At 61.2% G+C, this 13,354-nt stretch carries 17 protein-coding genes; 5 read left to right on the forward strand and 12 right to left on the reverse strand.

Annotation, left to right across the window (positions count from 1 at the left end):
- Positions 1-13: 13 nt before the first annotated feature.
- The 8 genes from HHJ18_RS11230 to guaB form a co-directional block, all read right to left on the reverse strand.
- On the reverse strand, positions 14-511 hold the full coding sequence (locus HHJ18_RS11230) for a VOC family protein (RefSeq protein WP_296915327.1): 498 nt from the start codon (positions 509-511) through the stop codon (positions 14-16).
- Positions 512-521: 10 nt separating this feature from the next.
- On the reverse strand, positions 522-683 hold the full coding sequence (locus HHJ18_RS11235; protein ID WP_296915329.1) for a hypothetical protein: 162 nt from the start codon (positions 681-683) through the stop codon (positions 522-524).
- A 154-nt stretch (positions 684-837) separates the two neighbouring features.
- Complete coding sequence (locus HHJ18_RS11240; protein ID WP_296915330.1) at positions 838-1,284, reverse strand: cupin domain-containing protein; 447 nt, start codon at positions 1,282-1,284, stop codon at positions 838-840.
- Between the two features lie 248 nt (positions 1,285-1,532).
- Positions 1,533-1,826 (reverse strand): antibiotic biosynthesis monooxygenase, encoded by a 294-nt coding sequence (locus tag HHJ18_RS11245; RefSeq protein ID WP_296915332.1) that lies wholly within the window; start codon positions 1,824-1,826, stop codon positions 1,533-1,535.
- Between the two features lie 176 nt (positions 1,827-2,002).
- Entirely contained in the window at positions 2,003-3,109 is a 1,107-nt protein-coding gene (locus HHJ18_RS11250; RefSeq protein ID WP_296915334.1) for a tetratricopeptide repeat protein, read from the reverse strand.
- Positions 3,106-3,552 (reverse strand): winged helix-turn-helix domain-containing protein, encoded by a 447-nt coding sequence (locus tag HHJ18_RS11255; protein ID WP_296915336.1) that lies wholly within the window; start codon positions 3,550-3,552, stop codon positions 3,106-3,108. Before HHJ18_RS11255 ends, HHJ18_RS11250 begins: the two co-directional genes overlap by 4 nt.
- Positions 3,553-3,733: 181 nt before the next feature.
- Positions 3,734-5,356 (reverse strand): glutamine-hydrolyzing GMP synthase, encoded by a 1,623-nt coding sequence (guaA, locus tag HHJ18_RS11260; protein WP_296915338.1) that lies wholly within the window; start codon positions 5,354-5,356, stop codon positions 3,734-3,736.
- 294 nt (positions 5,357-5,650) lie between these two features.
- Positions 5,651-7,120, reverse strand: a complete 1,470-nt coding sequence (guaB, locus tag HHJ18_RS11265) for an IMP dehydrogenase (protein WP_296915339.1) — start codon at positions 7,118-7,120, stop codon at positions 5,651-5,653.
- A 148-nt stretch (positions 7,121-7,268) separates the two neighbouring features.
- Between guaB and HHJ18_RS11270 the strand changes: the two genes are divergently transcribed.
- Positions 7,269-7,802, forward strand: coding sequence for a DUF4124 domain-containing protein (locus HHJ18_RS11270; RefSeq protein WP_296915340.1), 534 nt, complete (start codon positions 7,269-7,271; stop codon positions 7,800-7,802).
- A 54-nt stretch (positions 7,803-7,856) separates the two neighbouring features.
- On the opposite strand, the gene HHJ18_RS11275 is transcribed toward HHJ18_RS11270, so the two are convergent.
- Together HHJ18_RS11275 and HHJ18_RS11280 are read right to left on the reverse strand one after the other, a co-directional pair.
- Positions 7,857-8,186, reverse strand: a complete 330-nt coding sequence (locus HHJ18_RS11275) for an RnfH family protein (RefSeq protein ID WP_296915341.1) — start codon at positions 8,184-8,186, stop codon at positions 7,857-7,859.
- A gap of 21 nt (positions 8,187-8,207) precedes the next feature.
- A complete protein-coding gene (locus HHJ18_RS11280) occupies positions 8,208-8,654 on the reverse strand; it encodes a type II toxin-antitoxin system RatA family toxin (protein WP_296915343.1) in 447 nt (148 codons plus the stop codon).
- Between the two features lie 54 nt (positions 8,655-8,708).
- Here HHJ18_RS11280 and smpB point away from each other — a divergent pair, with 54 nt between their 5' ends.
- From smpB to HHJ18_RS11300, 4 genes are all read left to right on the forward strand, one after another.
- The gene (gene smpB / locus HHJ18_RS11285) at positions 8,709-9,266 is read left to right on the forward strand and encodes an SsrA-binding protein SmpB (RefSeq protein ID WP_296915345.1); all 558 of its coding nucleotides are present in this window, start codon (positions 8,709-8,711) and stop codon (positions 9,264-9,266) included.
- Between the two features lie 108 nt (positions 9,267-9,374).
- A complete protein-coding gene (locus tag HHJ18_RS11290) occupies positions 9,375-9,776 on the forward strand; it encodes a hypothetical protein (RefSeq protein WP_296915346.1) in 402 nt (133 codons plus the stop codon).
- Between the two features lie 36 nt (positions 9,777-9,812).
- Positions 9,813-10,361: an RNA polymerase sigma factor gene (locus HHJ18_RS11295; protein ID WP_296915347.1), complete on the forward strand. Its 549-nt coding sequence runs from the start codon at positions 9,813-9,815 to the stop codon at positions 10,359-10,361.
- Between the two features lie 18 nt (positions 10,362-10,379).
- Positions 10,380-11,252 carry an anti-sigma factor gene (locus HHJ18_RS11300; RefSeq protein ID WP_296915349.1) on the forward strand — a complete coding sequence of 291 codons (873 nt, stop codon included), beginning with the start codon at positions 10,380-10,382 and terminating at the stop codon, positions 11,250-11,252.
- Between the two features lie 21 nt (positions 11,253-11,273).
- Here HHJ18_RS11300 and HHJ18_RS11305 read toward each other — a convergent pair whose 3' ends face one another.
- Positions 11,274-12,419, reverse strand: a complete 1,146-nt coding sequence (locus tag HHJ18_RS11305; protein WP_296915350.1) for an enoyl-CoA hydratase/isomerase family protein — start codon at positions 12,417-12,419, stop codon at positions 11,274-11,276.
- Complete coding sequence (locus HHJ18_RS11310) at positions 12,416-13,300, reverse strand: DMT family transporter (RefSeq protein ID WP_296915351.1); 885 nt, start codon at positions 13,298-13,300, stop codon at positions 12,416-12,418. The genes HHJ18_RS11305 and HHJ18_RS11310 overlap by 4 nt, the downstream gene beginning before the upstream one ends.
- Positions 13,301-13,354 lie beyond the last annotated feature (54 nt).

The following is a 13,354-nucleotide window of genomic DNA, read 5'->3' on the forward strand; positions in this document are numbered from 1 at the left end:
GCGAGCGTGTCGGTCAGCAGGTTGCCGGGTGCCCGGCCTTGCCTGCCGGCCAGCGCTGCAGCTTGCTGCGTGCGCCGTTGGTGGCGGGGTTCATCAGGGTGTCGTGCTCGGCCCGCTTGGCGCACAGCTCGATGACGTAGCCGCTGGGGTCGCGAAAATAGATCGAATCGACCATGCCGTGGTTCGACGGAACCCGTGTTTCTATGCCCGCGGCCTGGCCTTTCGTCAGCATGGGCGGCAAGGCTTCGGCCCCCACCTCCAGCGCGATATGCAGGTCGAAGTCGTGCTGGCGCTTGAACTCGAAGGGCATGTCGGTGGTTTCAAAAAACGCCAGGTGCGAGGCGTCCTCCATGCGGTAGAAGGTGTGCAGCGTGTGCGTACCGCGCCCGGTTTTGGTTTCACCAAGTTCCAGCGTACTGACCAGTGGCAGGCCGAGGAAGTCTTCATAGAAGCAGCGCGTCTCTTCCGAGTCACGGCAGCGGTAGGCGTTGTGGTGCAGTTTGCGGATCATGGTTAGCCTCTCAGTCCTTCGAAAGCCGCGTCCTTCTGGGCGCGACAAAGTAAGTGTAGAAACCTTCATTGACCTGGTCCCAGGTCGGCCGGGCCTTCATGGTGGCAATCCAGCGCGACAGATTCTTCCACTGCGCGTAGTCAAGGCGGGCGACCTCGCCGGCCGACAACATGTCGACCCGCCATTCAGAGGTCGCTATAGATTTAGTAGCTTCTTGCGCACGTCTTGATTGGGCTGGAGGCCTTTTTGACTTAAATAAACTACTCAGCATCCCAAGTCGGCGCGCAGGCCAGGCGTTCGGGCGAGTCCAACTGTCGTTTCCAGGATCATCCCGGCTCGGCGATAGTCAAGCCATGTTGCCTGGCAACAGCCACCAACTTTTCAATATCGGGTTGCTCGGGGGCGATCTCGCGGTCCAGCTCGGCAAACATGCTCGATGCACCGAGTCGCGAGGTCATCGAAACCATCGCGGCGCCACCCTGACGAAAGCGAAACGCGTGCATCGTGCCCGCAGGCAAATGCACCAGCGTGCCGGTGAGCGCTGTCTGGTCTGCGCCGTCGATGCTGAAATCGACCTCGCCCCGGGCCACGAAGAACGATTCGTCCCACGGGTGGCTGTGCGGCACCGGGCCGCTGCCTTCAGGTCCTTCCTGCAGAAAGATTTCATAGCCACCCGTCGCCGCCCCCGAGGCCAGCACCGTGATGTGCTCGCCGACGACGTTCAAGGGACGGGGATAGTCTTTAGGCGCGACGACAAAGGCTTTTGTGGTCATGGAATTTCTCCCTGGGTTGGATTGAAAGTTGGAAAGAGTTGTCGCGCGATGCTTTCAATGCGTCGCGACAGGAGGTATGGTGGCCGCGTTCATCGAACCCCGAATCGGCGACACCGGCTGATGCACACTCTGCACCAGGAAGTCCGATAGCCGGCTTGTCCCGATTGACGGGGTCACACGGACACCCGGCATGACCACTGCCTGCCCTGCCCCGTCTGGTCTGTAGGTAGGCGGTGCGGGGCTCGAACTCAGCCCTTCGCACTGACCACAAACGATTCGCGCACGGGCGGGCCGGCCAGCAGCGGGACGATCTTGGCCAGTTGCTGCGAAACGTAGCCACTGGCCTCGCTGGCCTTCTGGTCGGCCTCGGTCTCCCACAAGGTCACCGAGATGCCTTTTCCCGTCACGGGGTCGGTCAGCAGCATGGCATCCTTGAAGCCCTTTTGGTTTTTGGCCGCCGGGATGATCGAGTCGCGATAGACGGTGGCGGCTTCATCGATCTTGCCTGGCTGTGCGTGGACAGTTATGACTCGTGCAAACATGGGATGTCTCCTTGTTGATGCGCGTGGAATTTCACAGCGCGCATCAGACTTTGCGCGGCCAGCGTCCCGTCGTCCATCAGTGGCACTAAAAAGTTATAAAAATCTTCGATGGACCCATCGCGCTCTGGAGCGCCCAGCGCAGGCGCGCCAGGCCGCAGGGCTGATGCGACAACGCGTCAGCGCAAGGCGTCGGCCGCGTGCGGGTCTTCCATTCCGGCGGCGATGCGCAGGAAGGTGTGGGCGCGCTGGAGATAGCGTGGACGTGCCGACAGCCACCGCCCAGCCAGACGTGCTTCGGCCAGCCTGGGCGCGATCTGGACGAGTCGCTGGAATTCGACCTGCGCCATCGCGATTTCGCCCACTCCCACCCAGCTGATGGCGCCTACGACATGGGGAATGGGACTGCCCGGCGCTTCCCGCAACGCTGTCTGAGCCGCTTCCACGGCGGCCGCGTAGTCGCCAGTGGCGAAGTGCGCAAAGCCCAGGACCGCCAGGAAAGCGGCGCGCGACGGGTCGCGGGGGCTCAATCGCAGGGCATCCAGTGCATACGGCACACCTTTGGACTCATCACCCGTGGTTGCCTCGTAGCAACCCAGCCAGCTCAGTGTGAGCGCACAGTTGGGATTGATCTGGTGGGCCTTGCGCAACTCGGCCAGTCCATCATCGGGCTGTCCGGCCATGAAAAGCAACTGCGCGCGCCAACGGCGTGCATGGTGGTCGCCGTGGTCCAGCGCAAGGGCGCGGGTCGCAGCCACCAGCCCTTGCGTAATGGTTTCTGGCATCGATTCTGTAGTGTTGTGGTACGCGTGCCACCACTGCACCAAAGCGATGGTGCGCAGGGCCAGCGCACAGCCGGCATCAAGCGCCAGCGCCTGCGTCGCCCACCGGAAGGCTTCGTCACGGGGCGAATGGTCATAGGCCATGTCGCTGGCCGAAGCCACAGCCCAGCCGCGTTGCGCCAGGGCATAGGCACTGAGGTTGTCGGGTCGCACCCTGCGAGCCCGGCTGGCTTCGGGCACTTCAATCTGTGGCGCCATGGCGACGACTACAGCGCGGGCGACCTCGTCCTGGAGATCGAAGATGTCTTCGACAACCCGGTCGTATTTCTCGGCCCAGATGTGCTCACCCGTCAACGCATCAATCAGTTGCGCCACCACGCGCACGCGCGTGCCTGCGCGGCGCACACTGCCTTCGACCACATAACGAACGCCCAGTTCGCGCGACACGGTACGCACGTCTACCGCCTGGCCCTTGTAGGTGAATGCCGAATTGCGAGCGATCACGAACAGGCTGTGAAACCGTGACAATTCGGTGGTGATGTCCTCGGTAACGCCGTCTGCGAGGAATGCCTGTGCGGATCGTCGCTGAGATTGAGGAAGGGCAGGACCGCGATGGAGGGTTTGTCGGGAAGCGCCAACGCTGCCGCCGGTGGGCTTTGAAAGTCGTCAGCTGCAAAGGGCGGCACTTTCAGCTCCAGACCAAAGCGGTAGCCGTGACCGGCTACCGTGACGACCGCCTGCGGGCCGAGCAGCTTGCGCAGCGTCGCGACCTGCACATTCAGATTGTTCTCACCCACCACGGTTTCGGGCCAGATGCGCCGCATCAGGTCGTCTTTGCTCACCACGCGCTCACGGCACTCGATCAGGCATTGCAGCAGGTTGAACGCCCGGGCACCGATGACAACGGGCGCGTCATCGAGCATCAACTGGCGAGTGCCGGGCAGCATGTCGAAACATCCAAATCGGTACCGTGCTTGCATCAGTCACCCTGCAGATGAAAAGTAATTTCGGATTCAGGACACCCTTGGGAGCCTGTCCGAAACGTTTTTTCACATTCTGCAGGAAATAGCGTCGGCCGTCCCGGCTCGTTGCGAGGTCCTCACCCAGCCAGGTGAGTCGTTCGCCGCTTTATTCCCACTCAATCGTAGCGGGCGGCTTGCTGCTGACGTCGTAGGTAACCCGGTTGATGCCGCGCACCTCGTTGATGATGCGGCCCGACACCTTTTTGAGCAGCGCGTAAGGCAGTTCAGCCCAGTCCGCCGTCATGAAATCGCTGGTTTGCACGGCACGCAAGGCGACGACGTATTCGTAGGTGCGGCCATCGCCCATCACGCCCACGCTTTTCACGGGCAAGAACACCGCGAAGGCCTGGCTGGTCAACTCGTACCAGGTTTTGCCGGACCCGGCATCCTTGAAGTTGTGCAACTCTTCGATAAAGATGGCGTCGGCCCGGCGCAGCAGATCAGCAAACTCTTTTTTGACTTCTCCGAGGATTCGAACACCCAGGCCCGGACCAGGGAAGGGGTGGCGGTAGACCATGTCGTGCGGCAGGCCGAGGGCTTCGCCCAGTTCGCGCACTTCATCCTTGAACAGTTCGCGCAGAGGTTCGAGCAACTTCAGGCCCAATTGCTCAGGCAGGCCACCGACGTTGTGGTGGCTTTTGATCGATACCGCCTTTTTGCTTTTGGCCGCACCCGACTCGATCACGTCGGGGTAAATCGTGCCTTGAGCCAGCCATTTGGCGCCTTTGTAGGCACCGTCCAGCCCGGCCTTGAGCCGCGCCGCCTCGGCCTTGAACACTTCTACAAACTCGCGGCCAATGATCTTGCGCTTGGCTTCGGGGTCGCTCACGCCGGCGAGGTGTCCGAGAAACTGCCCGGCGGCATCGACGCGTATGACCTTGGCGTGCAGCTTGCCAACAAACATATCCATCACCATGTCGCCTTCATTCAGGCGCAACAGCCCATGATCGACAAACACACAGGTGAGTTGGTCGCCAATGGCGCGGTGAATCAGTGCCGCAGCAACCGATGAATCGACACCGCCTGACAGGCCGAGGATGACTTCCTCGTCGCCGACCTGCTGACGAATTTTCTCAACCGCCTCCACAATGTAATCGCCCATCACCCAGTCTGGCCGCGCGGCGCAGATGTCCAGAACGAAGCGCTCTAAAAGGGCCTTGCCTTGGGGCGTGTGCGTGACTTCGGGATGAAACTGCACAGCGTAGTATTTGCGTTCCTCGTCGGCCATGCCGGCAATCGGGCAGGAGTCCGTGGAGGCCATGATCTTGAAGCCGGGCGGCATTTCGGTCACGTTGTCGCCATGGCTCATCCAGACATGCAGCATGCCGTGGCCTTCTGGCGTCGTGTAATCCTGTATGCCGTCCAGCAACTTTGTGTGGCCACGGGCACGAACTTCGGCGTAACCGAACTCGCGCTTGTGCCCGCCTTCGACCTTGCCGCCCAGGGCTGCGGCGATGGCGTACATGCCAAAGCAGATGCCCAGCACCGGGATGCCCAGCTCAAACACTGCTTGCGGCGCGCGCAAGGTCTCGTCTTCCCACAAGCTGGCATGGCTGCCTGAAAGAATCACGCCCTTGAGATTGCCATCTTTGGCGTAGTCTCGAAGCCACTCGTCGGTGACATCGCAGGGGTGGACTTCGCAAAAAACATGGGCCTCGCGCACGCGGCGGGCAATCAGTTGGGTGACTTGGGAGCCGAAGTCGAGGATGAGTATCTTGGAGTGCTGCATTGGATTGGATTAGTCGCCATGGCCGTCATAAGTATTGAAGACAATTTTCCGACGGGCCGCCCCTATGAAAATTATCTCCCGCGGGGGCAGCGCAGTACACGAAGTAAAAAGCGTAGGGGCCAATGGCCGCCACACCGGGCCGCCCCGAGTAAGGCCAGCCACCTTGGCGGGCAGAGAGTTACCCGAAGTGAGCGAACGTGGGGGCAACATCGTGCGCCGCGCCGGGCCGCCCCAAGCAAGCACAGCCCCCTCGGGGGGCAGCGCAGTACACGAAGTGACAAGCGTGGGGGCCATCTACTCAGCCCGATAATTGGGCGCTTCTTTGGTGATTTGCACGTCGTGGACGTGGCTCTCACGAATGCCGGCGGAAGTAATTTCCACAAACTCGGCTTTGTTCTGCATGTCGTCGATGGTGGAGCAACCGCAGTAACCCATGCTGGCGCGTAAGCCGCCCGCCATCTGGAAAACGATGGAAACCATGGAGCCTTTGTACGGCACCCGGCCTTCAATGCCTTCGGGCACGAGTTTGTCGGCATTCGGGTTGCCGGTGCTCGACTCCTGAAAGTAGCGGTCCGCGCTGCCCTGTTGCATGGCGCCAATGCTGCCCATGCCGCGGTAGCTCTTGTAGCTGCGACCCTGGTACAAAATGACCTCGCCCGGCGCCTCTTCGGTGCCCGCAAACATGCCGCCCATCATCACGGTGTTGGCCCCCGCGGCAATGGCTTTGGCAATGTCGCCGCTGTAGCGAATGCCGCCGTCCCCAATTAGCGGGACGCCGCTGCCGCGCAAGGCGGTGGCGACATTGTCGATGGCCATGATCTGGGGTACGCCCACACCGGCGACGATTCGGGTGGTGCAAATACTGCCCGGACCGATGCCCACCTTGACTGCGTCGGCACCGGCTTCTACCAAAGCCAGCGCGGCTGCACCGGTGGCAATATTGCCGCCTATCACGTCGATGTGCGGATAGTTCTTCTTGACCCAACGCACCCGCTCAATGACGCCGTGGCTGTGGCCATGGGCTGTATCGACCACGATGGCATCCACGCCGGCCCGGACCAGCGCTTCAACGCGCTCCTCCGTGCCTTCACCAACGCCGACCGCAGCGCCTACGCGCAGGCGGCCCGAGGCGTCGCGTGCGGCATTGGGGAAGTTGGTCTGCTTGGTAATGTCCTTGACCGTGATCAGACCTTTGAGCTCAAAGTCGTCGTTGACCACCAGCAAGCGTTCCAGCTTGTATTTGTTGAGCAAGGCTTTAGCTTCGGCTGCAGAAGTGCCCTCTTTGACCGTGATCAGCTTCTCGCGAGGCGTCATGATCTGGTGCGCCTTGACGTCGTAGCGGGTTTCAAAGCGCAGGTCACGGCTGGTGACTATGCCAACCACTTTGCCGCCGGCGCACACCGGAAAACCGGAGATGCCCAACTGCTCGGACAATTCCAACACCTGCAACACGGTGTGCTCGGGCGTGATCACCACGGGGTCGCGCACCACACCGGACTCATAACGCTTGACCTTGGCCACATGCGCGGCCTGTTCTTGCGGCGTGAGGTTTTTGTGTACGATGCCAATGCCTCCCTCCTGGGCGATGGCAATCGCGAGCCGAGCTTCGGTCACCGTGTCCATGGCCGCTGACACGAGCGGCAGATTCAGGCGAATGTTTCGGGAGAACTGGGTGGAAAGTGAGGCGTCCTTGGGCAGGACCTGGGAGAACGCTGGCACCAACAATACGTCGTCGAAGGTAAGCGCTTTGCCGAGTAGGCGCATAGGGATAGCTCCAAAAACGCGATTGTACCTTTGTCCCATGAAGCCTTCGGTCCTCCTGGCGGCCCGCGAGCGCTGCACTCGAGTTACGAAAAGGCAGCGTCATCGGCCAAGCGACACAAAACGTTACCACTCCGGCTACACTGCAAAAATGGACTTCAAACCTGCATTCAAAACCCTTATTTTGGCCATCGCCGGCGCGTCATTTGCGCTCACGGCATTTGCCCAGTGGCAGTGGATTGACAAGGATAATCGCAAAGTTTTTAGCGACCGCTCGCCGCCGTCCGACATTCAGCAAAAAAATATCCTGAAGCGCCCTGGCGGCGCCAGTCGGACAGCAGCGGCCGTGCCCAAAGACATTACCGCGGTGCCTGCAGTTGCCGTCGCATCTACCCCGGCCGGCATGGCCAGCGCTCCCAAGCTACCGGGTAAGGACACACAACTAGAAGCCAAGAAAAAGCAGGCAGAAGATGCCGAAGCCGCCAGCAAAAAGGTGGAAGAAGAAAAAATAGCCGCCGCAAAAACCGAAAATTGCGGTCGCGCCAAGCGCGGCGTCGCCAGCTTAGACTCTGGCGTACGGGTAGCGACGACCAATGCAAAGGGCGAGCGGGAAATCATGGACGACAAATCCCGCGCCACCGAAACCAGGCGGCTGCAGGACATCGTTGCGGCGGACTGCAAGTAAAGCCACGCTGTCATTAACCACGCGCATTGAGCGAGTCACACGGGACGCACGCGCTCAATAGCCTGCTTTTCCACCTTTGCGTATTTTGGCGAAAAGGCCCGCCCGCTTGACACCCTGGCGGTCAAAACGCTCGCGACGGGCGATTTTTGGGTCCACGCGCAGACTGCGGTAAATTTCCACCCGGTCGCCCTCTTTCAGCACCTGCCCCAAATTGGTTTTTTTACCCCAGATACCCAGCGTCGGCTGGGCCGCCTGCAACTCGGGAAAGTCTTCAAAAATATGGCATTCAGCCAGCGCCTGCGTGACGGTGCTGCCGGGCGCAAGCTCCAGCGCCCACTCGCGGACCTGCCGCGGCGCTGGTGAATAAACAAGAGATATCTTCAAGCGAGACTGACCTCGGGGCTTTCACGCCTCGCCGTATACCTGCGAAGCACGTTTGACAAAGGCATCAACCAGACTGCCGGCAATCTTGTCAAACACCGGGCCTACCAGCGCCGCCAGCGCCGCACTGTCGAAGTCATAACGCAAGGTGAAGTCGATCTTGCAGGCGCGCTGGCTAGCGTCGCCCAGCGGGGAAAACTCCCATTGGCCGTCCAGCCTTGAAAATGGACCATCGACCAGTTCGATGCTGACCTTACGGTCTGGCTCATGCAGATTGCGTGTGGTGAAGCGGTGCTTCAGTCCTGCAAACGCGATGCCGATTTTGGCCGTCATGCCGGCGGCTGTTTCATCGAGCACCGAGGTCTTGTCGCACCAGGGCAGAAACTGCGGATAGCTCGCTACGTCGGTGACCAACGCATACATTTCAGCAGGGCTATACCAGATGAGGACGGACTTGTGAACTGTTTTCATACAATGGAAGGCTGGGCGCAATTGTATTAGCCGATGCTGCCCCTACATCTAGCCATGGCCACCAAAGAAGCAAACTCCTCCAAAAAAATCGCCGCGGCCTCATCCGGGAAAGCCGCCGACAAAGTTCTCTCCAAGCTCGACGCGAAAGCCGCCGCGGCCGCTATCCGCATTGCCGACAACAAGAAAGCCACCTTCAATTACCACATCGAGGAGCGCTTTGAGGCCGGCATGGTGTTGCAGGGCTGGGAGGTGAAGTCGGTGCGCGAAGGCAAGGTGCAACTCACCGACGGCTACGTGGTGATTCGCAATGGCGAGCTTTTCATCATCGGCTGCCAGATCAATCCGCTGGGTACGGCCTCGACTCACGTCCGCCCTGATTCCGTGCGGACCAAGAAGCTGCTGATGCACAAGGAAGAAATTCGCCGGCTGGTCGGCAAGGTCGAGCAAAAAGGCTTCACGCTGGTGCCGCTGAACATGCATTGGAAAGCCGGCAAGGTGAAGTGCGAAATCGGCCTGGCTAAAGGCAAGGCCGAGCACGACAAGCGCGACACCATCAAGGACCGCGAGGGCAAGCGCGAGGTGGAGCGCGCGATGAAATCCAGAAGCCGGTAACTACCGAGAAAAAATTATTTGGGTTAAATGGAATAAAGTCCCCTCGCAAGGTGTTTATCCGGTTGCAGATATCTTCTGCCTACCTACTATTCACTCCGGGAGAATTCCATGAAACTTTTGAGCCTTGCAGTCTTGAGCGCCGCCCTTGTGGCGGGCTGTTCCGGTATGTCCAGCATGAGCGGCATGGGCGGCATGCACAGCGGCAGCCCGGCCAAAGTCGCCGACGGGGTGTTGGTTGGTCCCAATGGCATGACGCTGTATACCTTTGACAAGGACGCCACAGACAGCGGCAAGTCGGTTTGCAACGGCCCGTGTGCCACCAACTGGCCGCCGCTGATGGCGAGCGACATGGACAAGCCATCGGGCGACTACTCGGTGGTGACGCGCGACGATGGCAAAAAGCAGTGGGCCGTTAAAGGTAAACCGCTGTACTACTGGATCAAGGACACGAAAGCCGGTGACAAGACGGGCGACGGCGTGCAAAGCGTCTGGCACGTCATCAAGCCCTGAGCTTCAGCGCTGACATAACCCCAATGTCCGCAGCGCATGGATCGTACTGAGCTGATCGCCGAGATCCCGGCCCTGCGGCGTTATGCGCGCGCCCTGACGGGAAATGCTTGGGCGGCTGACGACCTGGTTCAGGACACGCTGGAGCGCGCCTGCACCAAATGGCGCCTCTGGGCGGCTGGTTCTGATTTGCGTGCCTGGCTGTTTACCCTGATGCACAACCTGTTTGTTAATCAACTCCGGCATTCAAGCCGGCAAGCTGGCTTAGCGACGCCGCTCGATATCGATGCGCTGCCAGAGCAACTGGCAGCGCCCGATGCCGGCCAGGAGCAGAGGCTTGATTTGCAGCGTTGCCTGATGCGCCTGCCGCAGGACCAGCGCGCGGTGCTGCTGCTCGTCAGTGTGGAAGACATGAGCTACGAAGAAACCGCCCGTATTGTGGGGGCGCCTGTGGGCACGGTGATGTCACGGCTGTCGCGCGCACGTACGCGTTTGCGCGAACTTATGAACAGCCCAAACCAAACATCTGCGACACCGGCATTGGCCGAGAGCAACCAAAAAGTGTCCGCCCTGCGGCGCCTGAATTAAATTTTCTCGAATTCAACCATGGACCCGCGCCCTGCTGACAAACCCTCGCTTGACGAGCTGAATGCGCTGCTTGACGGGCAGTTGCCGGCGGCTGCGCGTGCGGCGGTGCAGGCCCGCGCGGCGGCCGATCCGGCGGCGCGCGAAACCCTGGCTGTCTGGCAGGCGCAGCGCGACGCCTTGCGCGAACTGCACCGCGCGCTGCTTGACGAGCCGATTCCGGAAACCTTGCTGGCGGCCGCCCAGCACAGTGCGCGGGCGCGTCAGCAGCGCGAGGGCTGGTGGCGTTGGGGTGGCATGGCGGCATCAGTGACGATGGCGTTTGCGCTGGGCTGGTTGGCCCATGGTGGCTGGCTTGGCGTCCGGCCCGGGGATACTGCCCAAACCCTCGCGGCCAGCCAGAACCGGGCGGGCCGGGAGTTTGTTCATCAGGCGGCTTTGGCCCATGCCGTGTATGCGCCCGAATTGCGCCATCCGGTTGAGGTGGCGGCGGCGCAGCAGGAACATCTGGTGCAATGGTTGTCCAAGCGCCTGGTCAAGCCCTTGAAGGTACCGTCGCTCACCGCTCAGGGCTACAGCCTGATGGGCGGGCGGCTGCTGCCGGGCGAAAGCGGCGCGCGCGCGCAGTTCATGTTTGAAAACACCGCCGGCGTCCGCGTCACGCTGTATCTGGGCGCAGTCGATGGGCGTGCCTCAACTGCCTCAACTGCCGCAGCTGCCGCCAACGCCAAGCCGGCCGTCCCAGCCTCCCAGGACACGGCTTTTCGCTACAGCAGCGAAGGCCCGGTACCCGGTTTTTATTGGGTAGATCAGGGCTTTGGCTATGCGATGAGCGGCCCGGTTTCGCGCGAGGAATTGATGAAGCTGGCCGAGCTGGTCTACCAGCAGCTTTGATTCTCCTTGGGCAGCGCAGCCTTAAAGCCCGCGCAGCGGGTGGGTCTGCGCCGTCCAGGGACTTTCAAAAAACGGCGCCACCATATCTGGCGTGACCTTCTCAATTTTGGCCGGCTTCCAGCGCGGTTCGTGGTCCTTGTCGATCACCAGTGCGCGTATACCTTCCACCGTTTCACTGCGGTCGCCAGGCCGCAGATGAAAGCAGTGGTGCATCATGCCGCACTCCATGCGCAAGTCATCGGCCAGCGTCATCGCGCGGGCGCGACGGATTTGCTCCAGCGTCACGTGCAACATCAGCGGCGAGCGCTTGCGCAAGGTGGCCGCCGTCTTGCGCGCCCAGTCGCCCTCGGCAGCTTCCAGCGCGCGGATGATCTGCACCACGTCCGGCAGCGAGAAAAAGTTGTCAAATTCGGCTCTAGCCCAATCAGGACGGGTGCCAGTAGCTATTAAATGTATAGCAATCCAGGCCTCGACCTGGGCCGTATCCTGGAACGCCTGCGCCGCCAGCGCGTCCCACAAGGCCGGCAAGCGCGCCGCCTCCAGCTTGACATCGGCCAAGCCAAAGCGGATGGCGTCGTCTGCGCCTATGACCTCCCCGGTCAGCGCCAGGTACTCGCCGACATGGCCTGGGCAGCGGCTCAGGAAGTAACCACCCCCTACGTCCGGGAACAGCCCGACGTTGGTCTCGGGCATGGCCATCTTGGTGTGCTCGGTGACGATGCGGACTTTCGCCCCCTGGCTGATGCCCATGCCGCCGCCCATCACGATGCCGTCCAGAAAGGCGATATAGGGCTTGGGATAGTTATGAATCAGGTGGTTGAGGGTGTATTCAACGGTGAAAAAATCTTCCAGGGACGGGTCACCAGCAAGCGCAGCCTGATGAAAAAACCGCAGGTCGCCACCGGCGCAGAAGCCGCCAAAAAGACTTTCCGGGGTACCGGGGCGCCCGACCTTGTTGCTGCCGCGAATCGCCACCAGCAGCACGGCCGGGTCGTCGCGCCAGGCTTGCAGAATGCTGAGCAGTTCGCGCAACATGGGCAAGGACAGCGCATTGAGGGCCTTGGGCCGGTTCAGCGTGATGAGTCCACAGCTGCCACTACGCTCTGCAATCACATCACTTTTGTGGTCGTTTTTTCTCAAGCCGGTTTCTGCCATCTCTGCATTCATGATCTTTGCCTCCATCCAATCAGTTCATTAACCACCAGCGCCCCAATGACCAGCGCTCCGCCGGTCAGCACGCTCGCCCCCGGCACCTCGTTGGCGCCAAACCAGGCCAGCAGGATACCGAAAATTACTTCCAGCAGCGCCAGCAGCGCCACTTCCGGCGCCTTGAGCACACTCGCGCACAACACCGCCAGCACACAGGGAATCGCCAGCTGAAACAGCCCGAGCAGGGCCAGCAGGGCGATGTCGTGCGGCGTAGCCGAAAATGGCAAGGCCAGCGGCAAGGTCGCCAGCGAGGAAATCAGCGCGCCCAGCAGCACGGCGGGAACCAGGTCGATTTTCTGCCCATGGCTGCGGCTGTGCTGTACCACCGTCCAGTTGCAGGCACCGGCCAGGGGCACCAGCAAAGCGACCAGCGTTCCATCAAGGCGGCTGGCCAGGTCGGTTTGCCCACCGTACATCCATGCGATACCCAAGCCGGCCATGGCAATAGCCAGCCAGGTGCGCGCGGGAATCCGGTGGCCAATGAAAACGCGGGCCAGCAGTGCCGTGATAAAGGGGCCGAGGGCCATCATCACCAGCACATTGGCCACCGTGGTAAGCGTCAGCGCCACCATGAAGGCCGTGAACATCACGCTCCAGCACAGGCCGGACAGCCAGAACGCCGGGCCGCCTTGGCGCATCCTGAAAAAAACCACCCGTCCCTGAAAAAAAGGCAGTAGGACCAGCAGCGAGAGCGCCGTGAACAGGCTGCGCCAGAACGTCACTTCAAAGCTGCGCGCCGACTCCAGCTGGCGCGCCACCACGCCTGCCGTCGACCACATCAAAGTGACGACAACCATCAGGGCGACTGCCCTGAGGTGAGTGAGTTGCGTGAGTTTCATAAAACCATCTGTCCCGTGACGAAACCTGCAGACAAAAAAAGGCCGCTGCCGGGC

The sequence above is a fragment of the Polaromonas sp. genome (assembly GCF_012927455.1).
Classification (GTDB): Bacteria; Pseudomonadota; Gammaproteobacteria; order Burkholderiales; family Burkholderiaceae_C; genus Polaromonas.

Bases quoted from the DNA above. Each gene is read 5' to 3' on its own strand.
- HHJ18_RS11230 (WP_296915327.1), bottom strand. From the start codon at position 511: ATGATCCGCAAACTGCACCACAACGCCTACCGCTGCCGTGACTCGGAA.
- HHJ18_RS11235 (WP_296915329.1), bottom strand. From the start codon at position 683: ATGTTGTCGGCCGGCGAGGTCGCCCGCCTTGACTACGCGCAGTGGAAG.
- HHJ18_RS11240 (WP_296915330.1), bottom strand. From the start codon at position 1,284: ATGACCACAAAAGCCTTTGTCGTCGCGCCTAAAGACTATCCCCGTCCC.
- HHJ18_RS11245 (WP_296915332.1), bottom strand. From the start codon at position 1,826: ATGTTTGCACGAGTCATAACTGTCCACGCACAGCCAGGCAAGATCGAT.
- HHJ18_RS11255 (WP_296915336.1), bottom strand. From the start codon at position 3,552: ATGCTGCCCGGCACTCGCCAGTTGATGCTCGATGACGCGCCCGTTGTC.
- guaA (WP_296915338.1), bottom strand. From the start codon at position 5,356: ATGCAGCACTCCAAGATACTCATCCTCGACTTCGGCTCCCAAGTCACC.
- guaB (WP_296915339.1), bottom strand. From the start codon at position 7,120: ATGCGCCTACTCGGCAAAGCGCTTACCTTCGACGACGTATTGTTGGTG.
- HHJ18_RS11270 (WP_296915340.1), top strand. From the start codon at position 7,269: ATGGACTTCAAACCTGCATTCAAAACCCTTATTTTGGCCATCGCCGGC.
- HHJ18_RS11280 (WP_296915343.1), bottom strand. From the start codon at position 8,654: ATGAAAACAGTTCACAAGTCCGTCCTCATCTGGTATAGCCCTGCTGAA.
- smpB (WP_296915345.1), top strand. From the start codon at position 8,709: ATGGCCACCAAAGAAGCAAACTCCTCCAAAAAAATCGCCGCGGCCTCA.
- HHJ18_RS11290 (WP_296915346.1), top strand. From the start codon at position 9,375: ATGAAACTTTTGAGCCTTGCAGTCTTGAGCGCCGCCCTTGTGGCGGGC.
- HHJ18_RS11295 (WP_296915347.1), top strand. From the start codon at position 9,813: ATGGATCGTACTGAGCTGATCGCCGAGATCCCGGCCCTGCGGCGTTAT.
- HHJ18_RS11300 (WP_296915349.1), top strand. From the start codon at position 10,380: ATGGACCCGCGCCCTGCTGACAAACCCTCGCTTGACGAGCTGAATGCG.
- HHJ18_RS11305 (WP_296915350.1), bottom strand. From the start codon at position 12,419: ATGAATGCAGAGATGGCAGAAACCGGCTTGAGAAAAAACGACCACAAA.
- HHJ18_RS11310 (WP_296915351.1), bottom strand. From the start codon at position 13,300: ATGAAACTCACGCAACTCACTCACCTCAGGGCAGTCGCCCTGATGGTT.